The organism is Pseudomonas sp. G.S.17, from assembly GCF_038096165.1.
Taxonomy (GTDB): domain Bacteria; phylum Pseudomonadota; class Gammaproteobacteria; order Pseudomonadales; family Pseudomonadaceae; genus Aquipseudomonas.
In genome coordinates this window covers 3,797,711-3,817,341 of record NZ_CP151076.1, presented here as the reverse complement: position 1 = coordinate 3,817,341, position 19,631 = coordinate 3,797,711, and the positions used below count along the sequence as shown (strand labels likewise).

The 19,631-nt window shown below is 60.8% G+C and carries 20 protein-coding genes and 1 pseudogene; 15 read left to right on the top strand and 6 right to left on the bottom strand.

Annotated features, from left to right (window positions below; all coding sequences use genetic code 11):
* Positions 1–13: 13 nt before the first annotated feature.
* The 7 genes from hemN (at position 14) to AABC73_RS17965 (ending at position 7,370) form a co-directional block, all read left to right on the top strand.
* A complete protein-coding gene (gene hemN, locus AABC73_RS17995; protein ID WP_341520345.1) occupies positions 14–1,402 on the top strand; it encodes an oxygen-independent coproporphyrinogen III oxidase in 1,389 nt (462 codons plus the stop codon).
* A 112-nt stretch (positions 1,403–1,514) separates the two neighbouring features.
* Positions 1,515–2,318: a CbbQ/NirQ/NorQ/GpvN family protein gene (locus tag AABC73_RS17990; RefSeq protein ID WP_341520344.1), complete on the top strand. Its 804-nt coding sequence runs from the start codon at positions 1,515–1,517 to the stop codon at positions 2,316–2,318.
* Positions 2,302–2,889 (top strand): cytochrome c oxidase subunit 3, encoded by a 588-nt coding sequence (locus AABC73_RS17985; protein ID WP_341520343.1) that lies wholly within the window; start codon positions 2,302–2,304, stop codon positions 2,887–2,889. The genes AABC73_RS17990 and AABC73_RS17985 overlap by 17 nt, the downstream gene beginning before the upstream one ends.
* A gap of 10 nt (positions 2,890–2,899) precedes the next feature.
* Positions 2,900–3,148, top strand: coding sequence for a cytochrome C oxidase subunit IV family protein (locus tag AABC73_RS17980; RefSeq protein WP_341520342.1), 249 nt, complete (start codon positions 2,900–2,902; stop codon positions 3,146–3,148).
* 432 nt (positions 3,149–3,580) lie between these two features.
* Positions 3,581–4,021, top strand: a complete 441-nt coding sequence (locus AABC73_RS17975; protein WP_020292662.1) for a cytochrome c — start codon at positions 3,581–3,583, stop codon at positions 4,019–4,021.
* A gap of 3 nt (positions 4,022–4,024) precedes the next feature.
* Positions 4,025–5,452 carry a cbb3-type cytochrome c oxidase subunit I gene (locus AABC73_RS17970; protein ID WP_341520341.1) on the top strand — a complete coding sequence of 476 codons (1,428 nt, stop codon included), beginning with the start codon at positions 4,025–4,027 and terminating at the stop codon, positions 5,450–5,452.
* Positions 5,453–5,528: 76 nt separating this feature from the next.
* Entirely contained in the window at positions 5,529–7,370 is a 1,842-nt protein-coding gene (locus AABC73_RS17965) for a VWA domain-containing protein (RefSeq protein WP_341520340.1), read from the top strand.
* Between the two features lie 22 nt (positions 7,371–7,392).
* Here AABC73_RS17965 and AABC73_RS17960 read toward each other — a convergent pair whose 3' ends face one another.
* Both AABC73_RS17960 and AABC73_RS17955 read right to left on the bottom strand, forming a co-directional pair.
* The gene (locus AABC73_RS17960) at positions 7,393–7,593 is read right to left on the bottom strand and encodes a protein DnrP (RefSeq protein ID WP_341520339.1); all 201 of its coding nucleotides are present in this window, start codon (positions 7,591–7,593) and stop codon (positions 7,393–7,395) included.
* Positions 7,590–8,273 carry a Crp/Fnr family transcriptional regulator gene (locus AABC73_RS17955; protein WP_020292658.1) on the bottom strand — a complete coding sequence of 228 codons (684 nt, stop codon included), beginning with the start codon at positions 8,271–8,273 and terminating at the stop codon, positions 7,590–7,592. The genes AABC73_RS17960 and AABC73_RS17955 overlap by 4 nt, the downstream gene beginning before the upstream one ends.
* 483 nt (positions 8,274–8,756) lie before the next feature.
* Here AABC73_RS17955 and AABC73_RS17950 point away from each other — a divergent pair, with 483 nt between their 5' ends.
* The 8 genes from AABC73_RS17950 to AABC73_RS17915 all read left to right on the top strand — a co-directional run bounded on the left by AABC73_RS17950 (position 8,757) and on the right by AABC73_RS17915 (position 15,548).
* On the top strand, positions 8,757–9,947 hold the full coding sequence (locus AABC73_RS17950) for an NnrS family protein (RefSeq protein WP_341520338.1): 1,191 nt from the start codon (positions 8,757–8,759) through the stop codon (positions 9,945–9,947).
* A gap of 27 nt (positions 9,948–9,974) precedes the next feature.
* Positions 9,975–10,412, top strand: a complete 438-nt coding sequence (locus AABC73_RS17945) for a hypothetical protein (protein WP_341520337.1) — start codon at positions 9,975–9,977, stop codon at positions 10,410–10,412.
* A gap of 134 nt (positions 10,413–10,546) precedes the next feature.
* Positions 10,547–11,194: a pyridoxamine 5'-phosphate oxidase gene (pdxH, locus tag AABC73_RS17940; protein WP_341520336.1), complete on the top strand. Its 648-nt coding sequence runs from the start codon at positions 10,547–10,549 to the stop codon at positions 11,192–11,194.
* Between the two features lie 89 nt (positions 11,195–11,283).
* The gene (moaB, locus tag AABC73_RS17935) at positions 11,284–11,838 is read left to right on the top strand and encodes a molybdenum cofactor biosynthesis protein B (RefSeq protein ID WP_341520335.1); all 555 of its coding nucleotides are present in this window, start codon (positions 11,284–11,286) and stop codon (positions 11,836–11,838) included.
* Positions 11,835–13,070, top strand: coding sequence for a gephyrin-like molybdotransferase Glp (glp, locus tag AABC73_RS17930; protein WP_341520334.1), 1,236 nt, complete (start codon positions 11,835–11,837; stop codon positions 13,068–13,070). Before moaB ends, glp begins: the two co-directional genes overlap by 4 nt.
* A 120-nt stretch (positions 13,071–13,190) precedes the next feature.
* Entirely contained in the window at positions 13,191–14,186 is a 996-nt protein-coding gene (locus AABC73_RS17925; RefSeq protein ID WP_331148941.1) for a peptidase U32 family protein, read from the top strand.
* A 10-nt stretch (positions 14,187–14,196) separates the two neighbouring features.
* The gene (locus tag AABC73_RS17920) at positions 14,197–15,087 is read left to right on the top strand and encodes a U32 family peptidase (RefSeq protein WP_341520333.1); all 891 of its coding nucleotides are present in this window, start codon (positions 14,197–14,199) and stop codon (positions 15,085–15,087) included.
* Positions 15,081–15,548 carry an SCP2 sterol-binding domain-containing protein gene (locus AABC73_RS17915; RefSeq protein ID WP_341520332.1) on the top strand — a complete coding sequence of 156 codons (468 nt, stop codon included), beginning with the start codon at positions 15,081–15,083 and terminating at the stop codon, positions 15,546–15,548. Before AABC73_RS17920 ends, AABC73_RS17915 begins: the two co-directional genes overlap by 7 nt.
* A 488-nt stretch (positions 15,549–16,036) precedes the next feature.
* Here AABC73_RS17915 and AABC73_RS17910 read toward each other — a convergent pair.
* The 4 genes and pseudogenes from AABC73_RS17910 to AABC73_RS17895 all read right to left on the bottom strand — a co-directional run.
* Positions 16,037–16,186: pseudogene (locus AABC73_RS17910) on the bottom strand (putative zinc-binding protein); the annotation flags it as partial.
* A gap of 74 nt (positions 16,187–16,260) precedes the next feature.
* A complete protein-coding gene (locus AABC73_RS17905) occupies positions 16,261–16,938 on the bottom strand; it encodes a Crp/Fnr family transcriptional regulator (protein WP_341520331.1) in 678 nt (225 codons plus the stop codon).
* A gap of 86 nt (positions 16,939–17,024) precedes the next feature.
* A complete protein-coding gene (narL, locus tag AABC73_RS17900; RefSeq protein ID WP_341520330.1) occupies positions 17,025–17,672 on the bottom strand; it encodes a two-component system response regulator NarL in 648 nt (215 codons plus the stop codon).
* Entirely contained in the window at positions 17,669–19,471 is a 1,803-nt protein-coding gene (locus AABC73_RS17895; protein ID WP_341520329.1) for a HAMP domain-containing protein, read from the bottom strand. Before AABC73_RS17895 ends, narL begins: the two co-directional genes overlap by 4 nt.
* Between the last annotated feature and the right edge of the window lie 160 nt (positions 19,472–19,631).

Sequence of the window (19,631 nt, the reverse complement as noted above, 5' to 3'; positions counted from 1 at the left end):
AAGTGGATTGATCATGACAAGTTCTTTTAATTTCAATCGTGCCCTGGTCGAAAAGTATGACCGTCCGGGGCCGCGCTATACCTCTTACCCGACTGCGCCGCAGTTTCATCAGGCTTTTGCCGTCGATGACTATCAACGTGCCGCCTCCGACAGCAACCTGGCGGCGGTGCCCAAGTCCCTGTCGGTCTATATCCACATACCGTTCTGCAAGAGCCTTTGTTATTACTGCGCCTGCAACAAGATCATCACCCAGAAAACCCACCGCGCCGTCGAATACCTGACCTACCTCAAGCGGGAAATCGTCATGCAGGCCGCCCTGTTCGACAGCTCGCGCAAACTCACGCAGCTGCACCTGGGCGGTGGCACGCCGACCTATCTGACCAGCGAACAGCTGGCTGACCTGATGGACTGCCTGCACCAGGCATTTGACATGGATGACAGCGACGACCATGAGTTTTCCATCGAAGTCGACCCTCGCACCATCAGCACCGAGCAGATTCAGTCATTGCGCCAGTTGGGGTTCAATCGCCTGAGCTTCGGCGTGCAGGACTTTGACCCGGATGTGCAGGCCGCGGTCAATCGCCAGCAAAGCGAAGAGCAGATTTACGCGCTGGTCGCTGCGGCGCGCCAGGCGCGATTCAAGTCGATCAGCGTCGATCTTATCTACGGTCTGCCGTTGCAGACCGTGAACAGTTTCGATGTCACCCTCGGCAAGATTATCGCGTTGCGTCCGGACCGGATTGCGGCCTACAGCTACGCCCATTTGCCGGAACTGGTACGCGCACAACGGCTGATTCGTCCGGCCGACATGCCGCCGGCGGAGCGCAAGCTGGAGTTGCTTGAGCTGACCATCCGCCGTCTGACCGAGGCCGGTTACGTCTACATCGGCATGGACCACTTCGCCTTGCCCGACGACGAGCTGGCGTTGGCCCGGGCCAATGGCACCTTGCAGCGCAATTTCCAGGGTTATTCAACCCACGCCGATTGCGATCTGATCGGCCTTGGCGTGTCTTCAATCGGCAAGGTCGGCGACAGCTACAGCCAGAGCGTCAAGGAGCTTTCACAGTATTACGCCCGGCTCGATCAAGGCTTGCTGCCGGTGCATCGGGGTTATCGATTGAGCGCCGATGATCAGCTGCGCCGCGAAGTGATCAGCGATCTGATGTGCCATGGCCGGATCGACTTCGGCAAATTTGAAGCGCTGCATGACTTCTGCTTTACCGAGTACTTTGCCGATGCTCTGGCGCAACTGGACGAGCATGTCCGCGATGGCTTGCTGCAGATTCACGACGATTCGCTGGTGCTGTTGCCCCACGGGAATCTGATGATGCGCAGCGCGGCGATGGCCTTTGACGCCTATCTTGGCGGCGAGCAGAAAGGCCGGTTTTCACGCACTGTGTGAACGCCTTCAATGCTCGCTTGACGGCGATCAAGTTTGCCGTTCACGTCACTTGCCGGGTTGTCGCAGGGGGCCGTAGCGTGTGCCTCGAACCCGCTTTTGAAACAGGAAAACCATGGACCGTAGCCAGTCTTGCGCACACAAGGTCGAACCCTTCTACCAACCGCTGAACAATGAGGAGGTGCTGTTCGAGCAAGCCTGGCGCCACGGCATGCCGGTATTGATCAAGGGTCCGACCGGATGCGGCAAGACCCGTTTCGTCCAGCACATGGCCCATCGGCTGAAACTGCCGTTGTACACCGTGGCTTGCCACGATGATCTGAGTGCTGCCGACCTGATCGGCCGCCACCTGATTGGAACCCAGGGCACCTGGTGGCAGGACGGACCGCTGACCCGCGCGGTGCGCGAGGGCGGGATTTGCTACCTCGACGAAGTGGTGGAAGCGCGCCAGGACACGGTCGTGGTGCTGCATCCATTGGCTGATGATCGTCGCGAGCTGTTTCTGGAACGCACCGGCGAAGTGCTGCAGGCGCCGCCTTCGTTCATGCTGGTGGTGTCTTACAACCCCGGTTACCAGAACCTGCTCAAAGGCATGAAACCCAGCACCCGACAACGTTTTGTGGCGATGCGTTTCGGCTATCCGCCAGCGCCCGATGAAGAGCGCATCGTCGCTCGGGAGGCTCAGGTCGACAGCGCGCTGGCGGCGCAAGTGGTCAGGCTGGGTCAGGCCCTGCGGCGGCTCGATCAGCATGATCTGGAGGAAGTTGCCTCCACGCGGTTACTGATTTTCACGGCGCGCATGATCCGCTCCGGCATGAGCCCGCGCGAGGCGTGCATGGCGTGCCTGGCCGAGCCCTTGAGCGATGATCCGCTGACTGTCGCGGCGCTGATGGATGTGGTTGATGTCCACTTCGGCTGAAACCGGCGGCGCTTCCCGTGGCCACCTGCCGGGCGACCTGGCGATGTGGTTTTTCATTCTGGCCGAGCTTTCGGTGTTCGCGATCCTGATTCTGGCGTTCGCGGTGACTCAGGTGCTCAAGCCGCAGATGTTCAGCGAGAGTCGTCTGTTGCTGAACACCTCCACCGGTCTGGCGATGACCTTGAGCCTGATCACGGCGGGGTTGTTCGCCGCGCTGGCTCAGGAACAGGTCAGACGCTCACAACCTCGCCATGGCGCGGCCTTCCTGTTGGTCGCATTGCTCGCCGCCAGCCTGTACGTGGTGCTGAAAGTCACGGAGTACCGGCACTTGCTGGCCTCGGGGCTGGGCATGGAGCACAACACCTTTTTCACCCTTTACTGGATCCTCACCGGTTTCCATTTTCTTCATGTGCTGCTCGGCATGTTCATCCTCGGCTGGCTGGCCGAACGTTGTCGTCGTGGCTTGTATGGCGCCGACAATCACAGCGGCTTCGAATCCGGCGTGCTGTATTGGCACATGGTCGATCTGATCTGGGTCGTGCTTTTTCCGCTGGTCTACGTTCTGAATTGACGGAGGTGACATGTCAGCTTCCAGGCTGTTGGTCGCCTGCTGGGCGGCGTTGGCCGCGTTGAGCGTTAGCACGGTGCTGCTGGCACAGGTGGGCGCGACGTGGCTGCTGTCGCTCGCCATCCTGTCGGTGGCGGTGGGCAAGGCCTGGCTGATCACCGAGGGCTTCATGGAACTGCGCCGCGCGCCGCGCCTCTGGCGGCGGTTGATGCTGAGCTGGGCGCTGGTGTTGGCGGTGCTTGTGGGGCTCAGTCTGTTGTAGATGCCGTCTTGGTCCTCATCGCACAACCCGTACAGACTGTGTGAAAACTACTGCAGGCTGGGCGACCTTCGGCGCTACGCACACAATACTGCGTTAAAAGCAGGCGAAAAATGCTCATTTAGAACACCTGGACTCCGCTTTTTCGCCTGTTTTTGCCTTGTCTTGTCATCGCTCGTGACGTTTTCACACAGTCTGCGTAGGACCGGCTTTAGCCGGGAGGAGGCCGGTACATTCGCAGCGGTTGCGTCGTCAGAGCTTCCGCTCTCCCGGCTAAAGCCGGTCCTACGGATCCTGTGTGCTGCCTGGCCTCAGTGGCGGCGGTCCTGCAAGGGCAATACCCGATCAAAACCATCTGACTTTCTTGATCGCCATCAAGCAGATTTCAACCCCTCGCTTCCTATCATGGACGGGTCAAGCAAAGAGGAAGCGACCATGTCAGAGACCTTCACAAAAGGCATGGCCAGGAATATCTATTTTGGGGGAAGCATCTTCTTCTTCCTGATATTCCTGGCCTTGACCTACCACACGGAACAAACCTTTCCGGAACGCAGTAATGAGGCGCTTTTAACCGAATCAGTGATACGCGGCAAAACGGTCTGGGAGCAGAACAACTGCATCGGTTGCCACACGCTGCTGGGCGAGGGCGCCTACTTCGCGCCAGAGCTGGGCAACGTATACCAGCGTCGCGGTGGGGAGGAAGGTTTCAAACCCTTCCTGCATGCCTGGATGAAAATGCAGCCGCTGGGCGTACCAGGGCGGCGGGCGATGCCGCAATTCAATTTGAGTGAGCAGGAGGTGAATGACATCGCCGAGTTCCTCAAATGGAGTTCGAAAATCAATACCAATGGCTGGCCGCCAAACAAGGAGGGCTGAGTGATGAGCATGGCTAATCCGCATCTGAAATTCGCCTCGCAAGCCGTAGCCAAACCTTACTTCGTGTTTGCCCTGATCCTGTTTCTCGGTCAGGTGCTGTTCGGTTTGATCATGGGACTGCAGTACGTGATCGGTGACTTTCTGTTCCCGATCATTCCTTTCAACGTGGCGCGGATGGTGCACACCAACCTGCTGATCGTCTGGCTGCTGTTCGGCTTCATGGGCGCCGCCTACTACCTGATTCCGGAAGAGGCGGATCGCGAGCTGCACAGTCCGCGGCTGGCGATCATTCTGTTTTGGGTATTCGCCGCCGCCGGCGTGCTGACCATCCTCGGCTATCTGCTGGTGCCGTATGCCGGGCTGGCCAGGCTGACCCACAACGAGTTGCTGCCGACCATGGGCCGGGAGTTCCTGGAGCAGCCGACGATTACCAAGATGGGCATTGTCGTGGTGTGCCTGGGCTTTCTCTACAACATCGGCATGACCCTGCTCAAAGGGCGCAAGACCACGGTCAGCATGGTGATGATGACCGGGCTGATCGGGCTGGCAGTGTTCTTCCTGTTCTCCTTCTACAACCCCGGCAACCTGGCCCGCGACAAGTTCTACTGGTGGTGGGTGGTGCATCTTTGGGTGGAAGGCGTGTGGGAGCTGATCATGGGCGCGATGCTGGCTTTCGTGCTGATCAAGATCACCGGTGTAGACCGGGAAGTCGTGGAGAAATGGCTGTACGTGATTATCGCCATGGCGCTGATCACCGGGATCATCGGCACCGGTCACCACTTCTTCTGGATTGGTGCGCCCGAGGTCTGGTTATGGGTCGGTTCGATCTTCTCCGCCATGGAACCGTTGCCCTTCTTGGCGATGGTGATATTTGCCTTCAGCACCGTGAAGAACCGGCGGCGGCAGCACCCGAATCGTGCGGCAACGCTATGGGCCAAGGGCACCACGGTGACGGCCTTCTTCGGCGCGGGCGTCTGGGGTTTTTTGCACACCCTTGCTCCCGTCAACTTCTACACCCACGGCTCGCAACTGACTGCCGCCCACGGACACCTGGCGTTCTATGGGGCTTACGCGATGATCGTCATGACCCTGATCAGCTACGCCATGCCGCGCTTGCGTGGATTGGGTGAAGCCGGCGACGAGCGCTCGCAGACGCTGGAGATCCGTGGCTTCTGGTTGATGACCCTGTCGATGGTGATGATCACGCTGTTCCTGACCGCTGCCGGTGTCGTGCAGGTCTACCTGCAACGCTGGCAGGTCGACGGGACCGCCTTGCCGTTCATGGCCACGGTCGAACACTTGCAGGTGTTGTTCTGGGCGCGTCTGGTCGCGGGCATCGGCTTCCTCGCCGGGCTGCTCTGCTACTTGTTCAGCTTCAGGCAGCGGGGTCGCGCAGCGTTGCGCGCCCCAGCGCAGGTGGTGCCTTCATGAGCCGGGATAACGGCTAGAAAAGGTCGGTCCGGCTGATACAGCGGGCCTTTTTTTTATTTCAGGAAGGACATGGAGCATGGCCTTTACCGTCGAACTGGAAGAGTGGGTGGGCAGCGTCTGGCATCGCTTCATCACCCGGCGCGCCAGCCCGGATTTCCCCGACGCACGCGTCGAGCTGGTCAATCAGCAACGTCCGCTGGCGCTGTTGTTCCGCGCCATGGGCGGTGCCAATGGCATCGGTGTCGAAGCCGCCAGCGACCGCGATCTGCTGTTGCGGCGCAACGTGCTGCAGCAGATCGCCGGCACCTGCAAACAAGTGCCTCTGGCGTGGTGTGACGAGAACAACCTGCGGCTGCCGTCGAGCCTTGCGGTGTTTCCTGAAGCTGCACTGAATGAAGAACTCTATCGCTGGCTCGCCTTGCTGGCGGCGCAGGCTGGACCGATGCGCCACTGGGGGCGGGATAACCAACGCTGGACCCAGATGCTGTTGCGGCGTTATCCGGCGTTGCGTGCTCGCTATACACGATTGGTCGATGCCCACCTGCAATTACGCCCGGCCCCGGCAACCCTGAACCGCAGTGAAGCGGCACTGGAACGCGCGTTATGTCAGGCCTTGCGCGAGCCCGGCAGCGTCGAGCATTTTCCGCGCAGTGAACGGGCCGCCTGGCCGCTGCCGTTGTGGTTGTACCCAGCGCAGCATCTCGCCAGCCCGCTGGCCGCCGATCTGGGCTATGAATCCGAAGAATTTCTGACGACCCCTCCCGGCGAGCAGCAAGGCGGGCGCAAACGCGCCAAGCGCATTGATGACAGCTCTCGGGACGGCGGCCTGTTGGTGATACGGCTGGAGAGCCTGTTCAGCTGGACCGAGCACGTGGACCTGGATCGCTGGTCGGACGACAGCGAAGATCCGGACGCCGCCAGGGTCGCCGACGACCTGGATGAACTGACCCTGTCGCGCACGCGCCTGCGCAAGGGCGGCGGCCTGAAGCTGCACCTGGATCTGCCGCCCGCCGATGTCGACGATATTCCCTTGGGCGAAGGCATCAAGTTGCCGGAGTGGGACTATCGCAAACAGCAGATGCAGGACGCCTTCGTCAATCTGCAAATGATGGTGCCCCGTGACTGTGAGGCGCAGCCGCTGCCGTCACGGTTGAAGGCCTCGGCTCACCGCCTGCGGCGTCAGTTCGAGCACTTGCGCAATGACCGCCAGTGGTTACGCCAGCAACCCCAGGGCGCGGAACTGGACATGCAGGCCTGGCTGGATTTTCACGTGGAGCGCGAGCATGGGCAGTGCGCCGAGCGCGGTCTGTTCATGGAGCAACGCCAGACCCGCCGCGACCTGGCGTGTCTGTTGCTGGCCGATGTGTCGATGTCCACCGATGCGCACCTCAACGATGAGCATCGCGTCATCGACGTCATCCGCGACAGCCTGCTGCTGTTTGGCGAAACCCTGTCGGGGCTGGGCGATGACTTCGCCCTGTACGGGTTTTCCTCGCTGCGACGCCAGCAGGTCCGTATGCAGGAACTCAAGTCATTCACCCAGCGTTATGACGACAACACCCGGGGTCGTATTCAAGGGCTCAAGCCGGGTTATTACACGCGCATGGGCGCTGCGATCCGCCAGGCCACGCAGTTGCTGGGCAGCAGCAAGCGGCGCAGCAAACTGTTGTTGCTGCTGACCGATGGCAAACCCAATGACCTGGATTTGTATGAGGGACGCTACGGGGTTGAAGACACTCGCGAAGCAGTGCTGGAGGCGCGGCGCCAAGGGCTGACGCCATTCTGTATCACCATCGATCGTGAGGCGGGGGACTATCTGCCGTACATGTTTGGTGCCAATGGCTACATCTTGATCAGCCAGCCTGAGCAATTGCCGCTGCGCCTGCCGCAGTTGTATCGCCAGCTGACCCAGCCGTGAGTCTGGGTTTGCCAGCGCAGTATCAACTGATGCCGCGCGGCAGCCAGAAAAACATCACCACGCAAAAGATCGTCAAACCGATGCAGAACCACTTGAACCGGCGCAGTCGACGCTCTGCGGCATGCTCGGCCATCACAGGCAGCGGCATGCCGCATTGGCAGCACTCGGTGTGCCGGGGTGGATTGGCGCGTTGGCAGTACAGGCAGACAGGCATGGTATTCACTCGAACTGTTCCAGGCGCAGACGATCAAGAATGGCGATCTGGCGACCGTCCTGAGTAATGATCTTTTCATCGATCAGGCGCCGAATGATCCGCGAAAACGTTTCCGGCTGGATCGACAGGTGCCCGGCAATCAGTTGCTTGGCCATCGGCAGCTCGAATTGGCTCTGAACCGGTTGCGCGCGCACCAGTTGCGTCAGCAGGTATCGCACGACCCGGTGGGTGGCGTTTTTCAACGACAGAGTTTCGATCTCATTGACCCGCTGGTGCAAACGAACGCAGAGCTTGCCGAGCAGCGCAAAGGTCAGCCGACTGTTGCTTTGAAGCAGGCGCATGTAAGTGCTGTTGGATAACCGGTAGAGCTGAGTGGGACAGACCGCCTCTGCCGAGGCCACATAGTTGGGGGTGTCCATCAACATCATGGCTTCGGCGAAGGTGTGCCGTTCGCCGATGACTTCAAACACCTTTTCCTGTCCATCGGGGGTCAGGCGGTAGATTTTCACCGCCCCGGCAATCACGAAGTAAAACGAGTCGGCCGGCTCGCCCTGACGAAACAGCGGTTCGCCTTTATCGATGCTCAGCAATTGGCTGGCACTCATCAATTCATCCAGCTGTTCTTCGTTCAACGGCTCAAACAAATGATGACTGCGCAGAATCTGGTGGTGGACGCGATGTAACACCATGGAAACTCATCCTGAAGGTTGAGAAAAGGGCGGCTATCCAGTCAGACGAGGCCCAGAGAAAGCCTGCTGGCCAGGGCCAGGACTGAGGTCAGCACCACAAACCAGGCCAGAGGCTGGATGACTTTTTTCATGACGACTCCGGGTAATCGAGAAGGATCAAGGTTTCAAAAGGTTGCCCATGCTCAGCAAGACGCGGGCCATGCGCCAAAGGCCTTGTTCAGGGGAGGGCGTAGAGGTGTGATGTCAAAATGACCATAGCTTAAGGGTCTTTATGACCATCGAAGAGTCATAAAGACCGTGGTCGGGCAGCCGCGCCGAGCCGGGAAGCCCACGCTGGCGCGGATTCGCTTCGGGGGCACGGCCCTTGCACTCTTGATTTGTGACAACGACGTTTGATCCGCGATACCCGATGATCGAACTGCGTATTTTCCTCGACGCTTGCAGCTAAGTGTCAGGTAGGCAACGAGGTAGAGGAGTGGCTTTATGCAAGTGCTTGAGCGCCGTAAAGCGATGGCGATTCCGCCGCTGTTACGGCTGGCCTTCCGGCCATTTTTCCTCGCGGGCTGCCTGTTGGCGGTGCTGGCCATACCGCTATGGCTGGTGGCGTTCGGCGGTGCGATTTCCGACTGGCAACCCTCAGGCGGCTGGCTGGGCTGGCATCGGCATGAATTGTTGTTCGGTTTTGGTCTGGCGATCATCGCCGGTTTCCTGCTGACCGCCGTGCAGACCTGGACCGGGCGTCCGGGTATCAGCGGGACACCGTTGGCGGCGCTGGCGTTGCTGTGGCTGTGCGCGCGAGTGGCCTGGCTGGTCAATGCGCCATGGCCGTTGCTCGCGCTGCTGGAATTGTCGTTCCCGCTGGCGGTGGCGTTGCTCATGGGCTTCACCCTGTGGAAGGTGCGGCAGAAGCGTAACTACCCGATTGTGATGGTGTTGCTGCTGTTGGCAGCGGCTGACGGACTGTCCCTGTACGGGCTGCTCGAAGGTCATGAAGGCTGGCAGCGCCAGGGCGTACTGACCGGGATCTGGCTGGTGGCGGCGATGATGGGGCTGATCGGCGGGCGGGTCATTCCGTTCTTCACCCAGCGCGGCCTCGGCCGAGTCGAGGGCGTCGCCGCGTGGCCGTGGCTGGATCGGCTGCTCTTGGCGGGCTCTGCGCTGCTGGCGCTGTCATATGCCGCAGGACCTGCCTTGTATCCGAATATCTGGGTGGGCCTGTTGTTCACGGTGTTAGCGGCAGGGCATCTGGTGCGCCTGGTTCGCTGGCATGATCGGGCACTTTGGCGCGTGCCATTATTGTGGTCGTTGCACCTGGCTTATGGCTGGTTGGCTGCGGCTTGCCTGGGCATGGCGTTGTGGCATTTTGGGCTGCCGATCAATCCGAGTCTGGCGGTGCATTGCCTGACGATCGGTGCGATGGGCGGCCTGGTGTTGGCGATGATCGCGCGGGTCACTTTAGGTCATACCGGCCGCGCACTGGAGCCACCGTCCGGGATGACCCTGGCGTTCATCCTGCTCAACCTGGCGTGTCTGAGCCGGGTCGTGTTGATCCTGTTCTTCCCCTTGCCGGCGCTATGGTTGGCGGGTCTGTGCTGGGCGCTGGCGTTTGCCCTGTACGCCTGGCGTTACGGGCCGATGCTGCTGCGAACCCGCGTTGACGGTCATCCGGGATGAGTCAGTGAACCTGAGGAGGTTGCAGTGATGTATCCCTTTTTATTGGTGACGCACTTGCTGGCAGCGATTGCCTTCATCGGCACGCTGTTTTTCGAGGTGGTGATCTGGCACCGGGCCCGCCAGCAACTGATGGACACGGCACAGACCACGGCGGATCAGGCGATTGCAGTGCGCTCGCGCAAGGTCCTGCATGGCGTGGTGTTGCTGTTGTATGGCGCTGGTCTCGGCCTGGCGTGGCAGTACCGGGGTGCATTAAGTCAGCCACTGGCCAGCAGTTTCGGCACCTTGCTGAGCCTGAAGATCCTGTTGGCCTTGAGCATCATTGGTCACTACTTGTTGCTGGCCTATTGGTTGACCCACGCGCGACTCACCATTACCCGCGCCAGCTGGATTCGCCGCAGCATCCTCGGGCACATGGTGCTGATCGTGATTCTCGCCAAGGCCATGTTCTATTGGCACCCTTGAACTGCAAAACCGGCCCGGCGGCTGCGGCTCAAGTAACAACGCGCGCGTCGCTTGAATGCCAAGTGTTGATGGTGATCAAGGTGGTAACGCGCAGGGCTTTGCACACTGCATGAAACCTTCTGGAGATCACCGTCATGCCCCTTTCCCTGGCTGAGATGCGCCGCAGTTATACCCTTAATGGTCTGCAGGACGACGCTGTGCTGGACGATCCGCTGACGCTGTTCCGGCAATGGATGCAGCAGGCGCGCGACACCGAGTGCGCGCCGATCGAGGCCAACAGCATGATGTTGGCGACGGTTGACAGCGAGGGCAATCCGCATTGCCGGGTCCTGCTGCTCAAGGGCTTGAGCGACGAAGGCTTTACGTTTTTCGGCAATTACCAGAGCGACAAGGGCCGGCAACTGGCGGGTAACCCGAATGCCGCCATGACGTTTTTCTGGCCGGGGCTGGAGCGTCAGGTTCGTATCGAAGGCCAGGTGTCCAAACTCCAGGCGCAGCTCTCGGATGCGTACTTCGAGTCGCGCTCGGAGGCCAGCCGGCTGGGTGCCTGGGCTTCACCGCAGAGCCAGCCGCTTGCCAATCGGGCAGCGCTTGAGTCGCTGATGGCAGCCACCATTACGCGTTTCGTTGACCAGCCTGTGCCGCGACCCGAGCATTGGGGCGGCTATTGCCTGCACCCACAGCGCCTGGAGTTCTGGCAGGGGCGTGCCGACCGCTTGCATGACCGCATCGATTATCGCTTGCAGAACGGTGTGTGGTTTCGCAACCGCCTGGCGCCTTGAGCCCGGTCGAGGTACCTCCATGGAGGAATAGGCCACACCGCGATTCCGGTTCAGGCTTGAGCCTATGCTCATCTACGGGAGGCTTTGAAATGGCCCATCTGGCGCAACGCACGTTTGAACCCCTGAACATCGCCGTGTTGACGATCAGCGATACGCGCATCTTCGAGACCGACACCTCGGGACAGACACTCACCGATCTGCTGCAAACGGCCGGGCATGTCTTGATTGATCGTGACCTGGTCACAGATGACATCTATCAGATTCGCGCAACCGTTTCCCGGTGGATCGCCGATCCCAAAGTGCAGGTCGTACTGATGACCGGCGGCACCGGTTTCACCGCCCGCGATAACACGCCGCAAGCGGTCCTGCCGTTGCTGGATAAACACGTGGAAGGCTTTGGCGAGCTGTTCCGTCAGGTCTCCCTGGCGGAAATCGGCATGTCCAGCTTGCAGTCGCGGGCATTGGCCGGGATGAGCAATGGCGTCCTGGTGTGCTGCGTCCCGGGTTCACCGGGGGCCTGCCGGACAGCCTGGAACATGATCCTCCTGGAACAACTGGACAGCCGCACCGGCCCATGCAATTTCGCCCCGCATTTGAAAGCGCAAACCGAACGGGGCATCGACGCCTGTGAGACACGTTCATGACCGGCCCGGTGTGTGACTGGGGTCACTTGATGCCGGTGGACGAGGCCATTGACCGTCTGCTGGATCAGGCGCCGCCACCGCCTTTGTCGCACAGGATTCCTCTGGATCAAGCCATGGGCCGGGTTCTGGCGGCGGACATTCATTGCCCGGTGAACCTGCCGGCCTGGGACAACAGTGCCATGGATGGTTATGCCCTCAGGGCGGCTGACCTGCCAGCGGAGGGTGGTTATTTGCCGATTGGCGGGCGAATTGCGGCGGGGGATCCGGCCGATTCGCCCTTACTGGCGCAGCAGGCGGTGCAGATATTCACCGGTGCGCCATTGCCGCCGGGCGCCGACACCGTCGTTCCGCAGGAACGCTGTCGGGTCGAGGGTGCGCGGGTCTGGTTCCCGTCCGTGAAGGCTGGCGATCATGTGCGCAACAAGGGCGAGGAAGTTCGTCGAGGCGACCTGTTACTCAACACCGGGAAGCGTCTGCGCGCACAGGAACTGGGGTTGCTGGCTGGCGCCGGCGTGGCGCGAGTCGAGGTTTATCGACCGTTGCAGGTGTGCTTGCTCAGCAGCGGCAATGAGCTGCGTGAGCCGGGCGATCATCTGGCTCCGGGGCAGATTTACAACAGCAATCGCTACTGCCTGGCTGCGTTGTTGCGCGGCTGGGGCGTCGAGGTACACGACTATGGCGTCATGGCCGATGAGTTGGCGGCCAGCCGCCATGCCCTGACGCTGGCGTCTTCGGAATGCGACGTGCTGCTGAGTTCCGGTGGCGTATCGGTCGGCGAGGAAGATCATCTCAAGCAGGCAATTGAAGAACTGGGCAGCGTGGATTTCTGGCGCCTGGCCATTCAGCCCGGCAAACCACTGGCCTTTGGCAAAGTGATCGGCAAACCCTGGATCGGCATGCCGGGAAATCCATCGGCGGCGCTGATTACCGCGTTGGTCGTCGTGCGTCCATTCCTGCTCAGGGCCCAGGGCGTGACTGACGTGCTGCCGAGGCCATTGGCTGTGCCAGCCGGTTTCGATTGGTTGCAACGTAACAAGCGTCGGCAGTACTTGCGGGCCAGATTGACGCCCGGCGCTGACGGTCGGTTGAGCGTGGAGCTGCACCCTCAGCAAAGCTCGGCGATGTTGACGGCGGCCTGCTGGGCCGACGGGTTGGCGGTCATCGAGTGCGAGCAGCAAGTGCTCAAGCACGACAACGTGATGTTCCTGTCCTTCGCCGACCTGATGCAGTAACGGCAATTGATTACCGTCAAGGTCGTGGCTGCCGGTCTGGCTAGACTGGCAGCGCCTTTTCGAACGATGCATTACGGCATCGGGCGATGGTCGAGACGCGTTTTTTCATGAGGATTACCCATGCAACTGGTCTGCCCGGCAGGGAGCCTGCCTGCGCTTAAAGCGGCGGTGCGCCAAGGTGCCGATGCCGTTTACGTCGGCTTTCGCGATGACACCAACGCCCGGCATTTTGCGGGGCTGAACATGGACGACAAACAGTTCGACGCCGCCGTCGCTCACATCCGCCAGCATCAACGCAAACTCTACGTCGCCGTCAACACTTACCCGCAACCCAAGGGCTGGGAGCGCTGGCAGCGGGCGGTCGATCGTGCCGCCGATTTTGGCGTGGATGCACTGATCGCCGCAGATCCCGGAGTACTCAACTACGCCAGTCAACGTCATCCGCAACTGGCGTTGCACCTCTCGGTTCAGGGCTCGGCGACGCACGCCGCTGCATTAGAGTTCTATGCGCAGCGCTACGGCATTCGTCGCGCGGTGCTGCCGCGGGTGCTGTCATTGGCGCAGGTCCGTCAGGTTGCCGCCAGCAGCCCGGTACCCATCGAAGTGTTCGGTTTTGGCAGTCTGTGCATCATGGCTGAAGGGCGTTGCCACCTGTCCTCCTACATTACCGGCGAGTCGCCGAACCTGTGCGGTGTCTGTTCGCCCGCCAAGGCGGTGCGCTGGAGCGAGGACGCCCAAGGTTTGAGCGCGCGCCTGAGCGAAGTGCTGATCGATCGCTACACCCCTGACGAACCGGCCGGTTACCCGACCTTGTGCAAAGGCCGCTTCCTGGTCGACGGCAAGCGCTTTCATGCGCTGGAGGAACCCACCAGCCTCGACACCCTGGACTTGCTGCCGGAGTTAGCGGCCATCGGTGTCGAAGCGGTAAAAATCGAGGGTCGCCAACGCAGTCCGGCCTATGTCGAACAAGTCACCCGCGTCTGGCGGGCGGCACTGGATGCCCATCGCGGTGCGCCGGGCAATTTTCGGGTCAAGGAAGAATGGCGTCAGGTGCTGGCCGGCTTGTCCGAAGGCAGCCAGACCACCCTGGGTGCTTATCATCGATCATGGCAATGAGGGACGGAACATGAAGCTCAGCCTTGGACCGGTCCTGTTTTACTGGGACAAAGAACAACTCAGCCACTTTTACGCCGAGATGTCGGCGTTGCCCCTGGATGTGATTTATCTGGGGGAAACCGTGTGTTCGAAACGCCGGGCGTTTTCCCTGGATCAATGGCTCGGACTGGGACGCGAGTTGCAGGCATGCAGCCAGGCGCAGTTGGTGATTTCCAGCCTGACGCTGATCGAAGCAGCTTCCGAGCTTTCCAGCCTGCGTCGGCTCTGCGACAACGGCCAGTTGCTGGTCGAGGCCAACGACATGGGCGCGGTGCAGTTCCTGGCCGAGCGCAAGTTGCCGTTCGTGGGCGGTCCGGCTCTGAATTTGTACAACGGTCACGCGCTGGTGCAACTGCTGGACAGCGGCATGACTCGTTGGGTGCCGCCCGTGGAGTGTTCGGCGGCGCTGATTGCTGACGTGCTCGATCAGGTTCGCGAACTGGGCCGTGAGGTGCCGGAGGTGGAAATCTTCGCCTATGGGCATTTGCCGCTGGCGTATTCCGCACGCTGCTTCACTGCCCGGGCGGAAAACCGACCCAAGGATGATTGCCAGTTTTGCTGCATCAACTACCCCGACGGCCTGGCATTGACCAGTCAGGAAGGGCAATCGTTGTTCACCCTCAACGGTATTCAAACGATGTCGGCCGAGGTGGCCAATCTTCTGGCTGACTATTCCGGGCTCGTGGCCTGCGGGGCCGACATGTTGCGTTTGAGCCCGCGTGCCCAGGGCATGGCCGAGGTCATCGGCGCCTATCAGCGGGTCCGCTCGGGCGAGACACCTCCGCTGTTCGTCGAAGGGTGCAATGGTTACTGGCATGGCCAGGCCGGCATGCTGCGCGTCGAGGAGGTCGGCCTGTGCTGAACCGAAAAAAATGGCTGTTGAAGGGTGCCGACCGCTTGCTGCCGCTGGTGCGTCGCGTGCCGTTTGCCATGCAGCGCCTGGCGTTGCAACAGGCATTGAATCGCTGTCTCGCCGAGCCGTTGCGCGATGGGGAGTTCGAAGTGTTGCGTGGGCGTTGGCTGTGCCTGCGAATTCCGGATCTGGGGTTGTCCTGGTACCTGACCCTGAGCCGCGAGGGCCTGCGGATCGCCGAGCACGCCCCGGCAGACGTGACCATCAGCGGCAACTGGCGCGAGTTTTTGCTTTTGGCCAGCCGTCAGGAAGATCCGGATACGCTGTTCTTTCGCAGACGGTTGGTCATCGAGGGGGATACCGAGTTGGGGCTGACGTTGAAGAATCTGATCGATAGTCTTGATCCTGATGTGTTGCCGGTGTGGCTGTGGCGCAATCTGGAGCGGGCGGGGAAGGGGTTGGCGGCCTGATGGTTGGCTTTTATTTTTGGTCGGGGACATATCCGTTGCTGCGGTGATGGCGGCTTGGGGTTTTGATCAATTGCCGAAGCGGCGTTGATCCTGTGCGGACCATATTCCACCTGTGGGAGCGAGCTTGCTCGCGAAAAACGAATGGACACCGGGTTTACCCAGACAGCACGCGTCATCGTTGACGTCCTTCGCGAGCAAGCTCGCTCCCACAAGGAGGCCAGCGATCACGGCGTAGATCTGTGTCGCCGCCACGAACGCCTCGCGAATAAATTCGCTCCTACAGTTGAGATACCGTCCACACAGATTCAACGCCGCTTTTGCTCTGTTTTTGATCTTGATCTTGAGCGCCCCGTCAAACCACGCTGGCCGGAATTCGATGTTGATGTGGAGGGTAAACCGGCAGGACGCCGGTTTAGCCGCACTGGGCCAGGGATGGCCCTTTGCGGCGACCCTCCGAATCAATGTCGGATTACGGGCATGCCGAGCCAAAGCGCCGGCACGTGGCCGCCGACGCCTGCGATGCAGGACATTTCCGCAAGACCGCTGCGGTCCAGGCGCACGGCCAGGTTGTTGGCCAATTGAGCAACGTTGGAGCAGCCGGAGCAGGAGTAAACCAAAGGCAGGGTTGAAGGGGGCATTGACGCTCTCCATTGTTGGGCTCTACCAGTGTGCAAGGCCGTTGACATTGCGCATTGATTGCCGTCAATTCCGCTTACTGGAACGCCGCCAGCTCCTGTTCTTCTGCGAGGATGCTGATATTGCGGCGCTCCATCGCAATCAGGCCGCACTCCACCAGACGATGCAAGATCCGCGAAAAGGTTTCCGGTTGAATGCCCAGCTTCGACGCCACCAGGCGTTTGGACACCTGCAAGACAATCAGGCCGGTGACCGGGTGGCGCTCCTGGAGCAGATAATTGATGACCCGCCGGCTCGCACTGGTCATGGTCAGGGTGTCGATATCCCGCAGGCGCAGATGCAAGTGAATGCTCATGCTTGCCAGGATGGACAGGCAGACTTTCGGCTGATCCTCCAGGGCGTTGCGGTAATGGTGACCGTCGATGCTGACCAGTACGCTGTCCTTCAACGCCGTGGCGCTGACCGGGTAAAGCCGGGCCTGGCTGAACAGCAAGGCTTCGGCAAAGGTCTGGCCGGGCTGGATGATCTCCACCAGGTTCTCCTGGCCTTCGCCGGTGAGCCGATACAACTTGATCTGACCGCTGACCAGCAGGAAGAAACGCTTGGCCGGATCGCCCTGGCGCATGAGTGTGCTGTGACAACTCAGGCGCTTGAGCATCGCCAGGCTGCAAACTTCCTCGAAGACTTTGTCCGGCAATTGGCTGAACAAGTGGTGACTGCGCAACGTTGAAATGATGGAAGGGTGGGTCAGCATGGGATACCTCCGCTGACAGTCATAGTAGAGGCCGCGGGCTGGATGACCTATGCCTCCGCAGACCTACCTCCAAGGAGGGATATCCGTCAGCCGGCGCTGCGCAGATGCTCCATGGCCCACACCGCCGCCTCGACCCGCGAGCGCAAGCCGAGTTTGTGCAGCAGGTTCTTGACGTGAACCTTGACCGTTCCTTCGGTGATGCCCAGCTTGTGTCCGATGACCTTGTTGCTGAAACCGCTGGCGATGGTTTTCAACACTTGCCGCTCGCGCTCGGTCAGTTCCACCACGGCCTGGCGTGGCGGTGAGCGCAGCGCCTGGGCCATGACTCGGGTCAGGCCGGGGCTGATGACGAGGGCGCCGTTCAGGGCATCGCGGATGTACGGGATCAACAGTTCCGGTTCCATGTCCTTGAGCAGATAGCCGTCGGCATCCAGGCGCAGGGCGTCGCGAATATCGTCTTCGGCGTCCGACACCGTGAACAGCAATACCTTGCCGGTGTAGGACATGGCCCGTAACCGGCGCAGGGTTTCAATGCCATTCATCTGCGGCATGTTGTTATCGAGCAGGACCAGATCCGGTTGCAGCGGCTCGATCAGGCTCAGTGCCTCTTCGCCGTTGCCAGCTTCGCCGACGATCTTGAAATCATCTTCGAGTTCGAGCATCTGGCGGATGCCGTGACGCATCATCGGATGATCGTCTACCAGCAGGATGGTGTGTTGTCGGGGTGAGGTCATGTGACGCTACCTTCTGTGTGCTGTCCGAGAAACTCCGGGTGGAATTCCAGCTGGACGCAGGTGCCTTGCGGCGTCCTGGAAACTATCTGCAGCTGGCCGCGCAGGCTGCGAGCCCGTTCATCCATGATGTTCAGGCCGTGATGTTCGCGCTGGTCAACGTTGCCGCTGAAGCCTCGTCCGTCGTCTTCGATGGAGAGCCTGACGGTTTCGCCGACCTGGCGCAGTTGCAGCCAGGCGTTTTGTGCATGGGCGTGGCGCAGGCAGTTTGAAAGCGCCTCGCGGGTGATCTGCAAGATGTGGATCTGTTCGCTGGCCGAGAGCTGGAAGGCCAGCGCGTCGACGTGCAGGTGCACCTGAAATTCGCCGCGCCGGGAGAACTCTTCGGCGGTGTCCTTGAGCTCTTGCACCAGCCCGGCGTCGTTGATCTGCAAGCGGAAGGTGGTCAGCAGTTCGCGCAACTGGCGGTAGGCATTGTTCAGGCCCTCGCGCAATTCGGCAGTGACGGTTGCCAGGGTTTCCACCGGTTCGCCACGGCGTATCAGGGTCTGCATGCGGCTGACTTGCAGCTTCATGTAGGACAGGGCCTGGGCCAGTGAATCGTGGAGCTCGCGGGCAATGATCGTGCGTTCGTCGAGCAACAGCAGACGATGATCCTGTTCCCGTTGGCGTTTGAGCGAAAGTGAGGTGCCGATGAGATTGGCCAGGGCCTGGATCAGTTGGGTTTCCCAGGCTTTTGTGGGGTGGCCATCGACAAAGTGGGCCTTGAGCTCGCCCAGTTCGCTGCCCTGATTGCTGATGCTGAAGGTTTGCGGCTTCGCTTCGTGGTGTTTCTGGCACGTGGCGCAATCGGTGCTGGCGCAGACTTCGCGGATGTTCGCGCCGTGCAGGGCGAGCAACTGCTTGGCAGGTGCCTGCGACTGGCCTTGCAGGCACAGTGACAGGCGCAAGCCGGGCAGGCGTTGCTGAAAGCGCCGGATCAGGTCATCCAGCCCTTCGGCATTGGCCAGGCGGGTGGCCAGGTTGCGGCTGCTTTGATACAGCAACTCCAGGGCGGCATTGGCCTGTTGCAGGTTCACGGTCTTTTGCTGGACCTGGCTCTCCAGGGTGCGATGGGATTCTTCGATGGTCCCGGCCATGGCATTGAAACTCATGGCCAACTGGCCCAGTTCGTCCTGGGACTGATGGTTGACCCGTACCTGAAAGTCGCCGCGACGAAAGCGCTGAGTGGCATCCACCAATTCCTTGAGTGGGGTGACCACGCCGTACTGCAATTCGTAGAGTCCGAGCAGCAGGACAATCAGGGTGGTGAACAAGGCCAGGCCTTGAATGACCTGTTGCCAGCTTTGTTTTTCTTCGCTTTGGCGCTGCAACAGGCTGACGAACTGGTTCAGTTGTTCAACGAACGGCGGGGCAATGGCCTGAAAAGAGCTTGCATCGCCACGTTCAAGGGCCGGGCGAAGATCCTCGTTCCAGCGTTGCTGGATTTGCCCGTAACTGATTTGCAGATCGGTGCTCGGGCCATCTTCCAGAACAGCCTTGAGGGACTGGCTGTAGAGGCGGGTTTGCAGGCTGTCGGTGATGGCAGCGATTTCTGCCGGGGCTACACCCGCGGCCAGCTTCCAGGTCAGGTGGTAAGTCTCCATGCGCACCGAGCCTGCGGTGTTGATCGCCGCCGCGTCGCCCTGGCTGAACCAGGCGATCAGTCCGGCGCTCAACGAACTGGCGAGGGCGAGCACGGCGATCAGGATTACCGCCAGCCCGGCGCGAGCCGGCAGGGAGCTGCGCAACCAGCGCATCATCAGCGCCGATCCGGCAAGAAATCAGAAAAACAGAGCATGTGCAGCACCAGAGTGGGGGTTTGCCGCCGATCCCGGGCGCGCTACCTCTAAAGAGTTGTCGACTGATCCTTGTCAGCTAAAACCTTGGAAGAAACCCCTGGAACGGTGATAAACCGCCGGT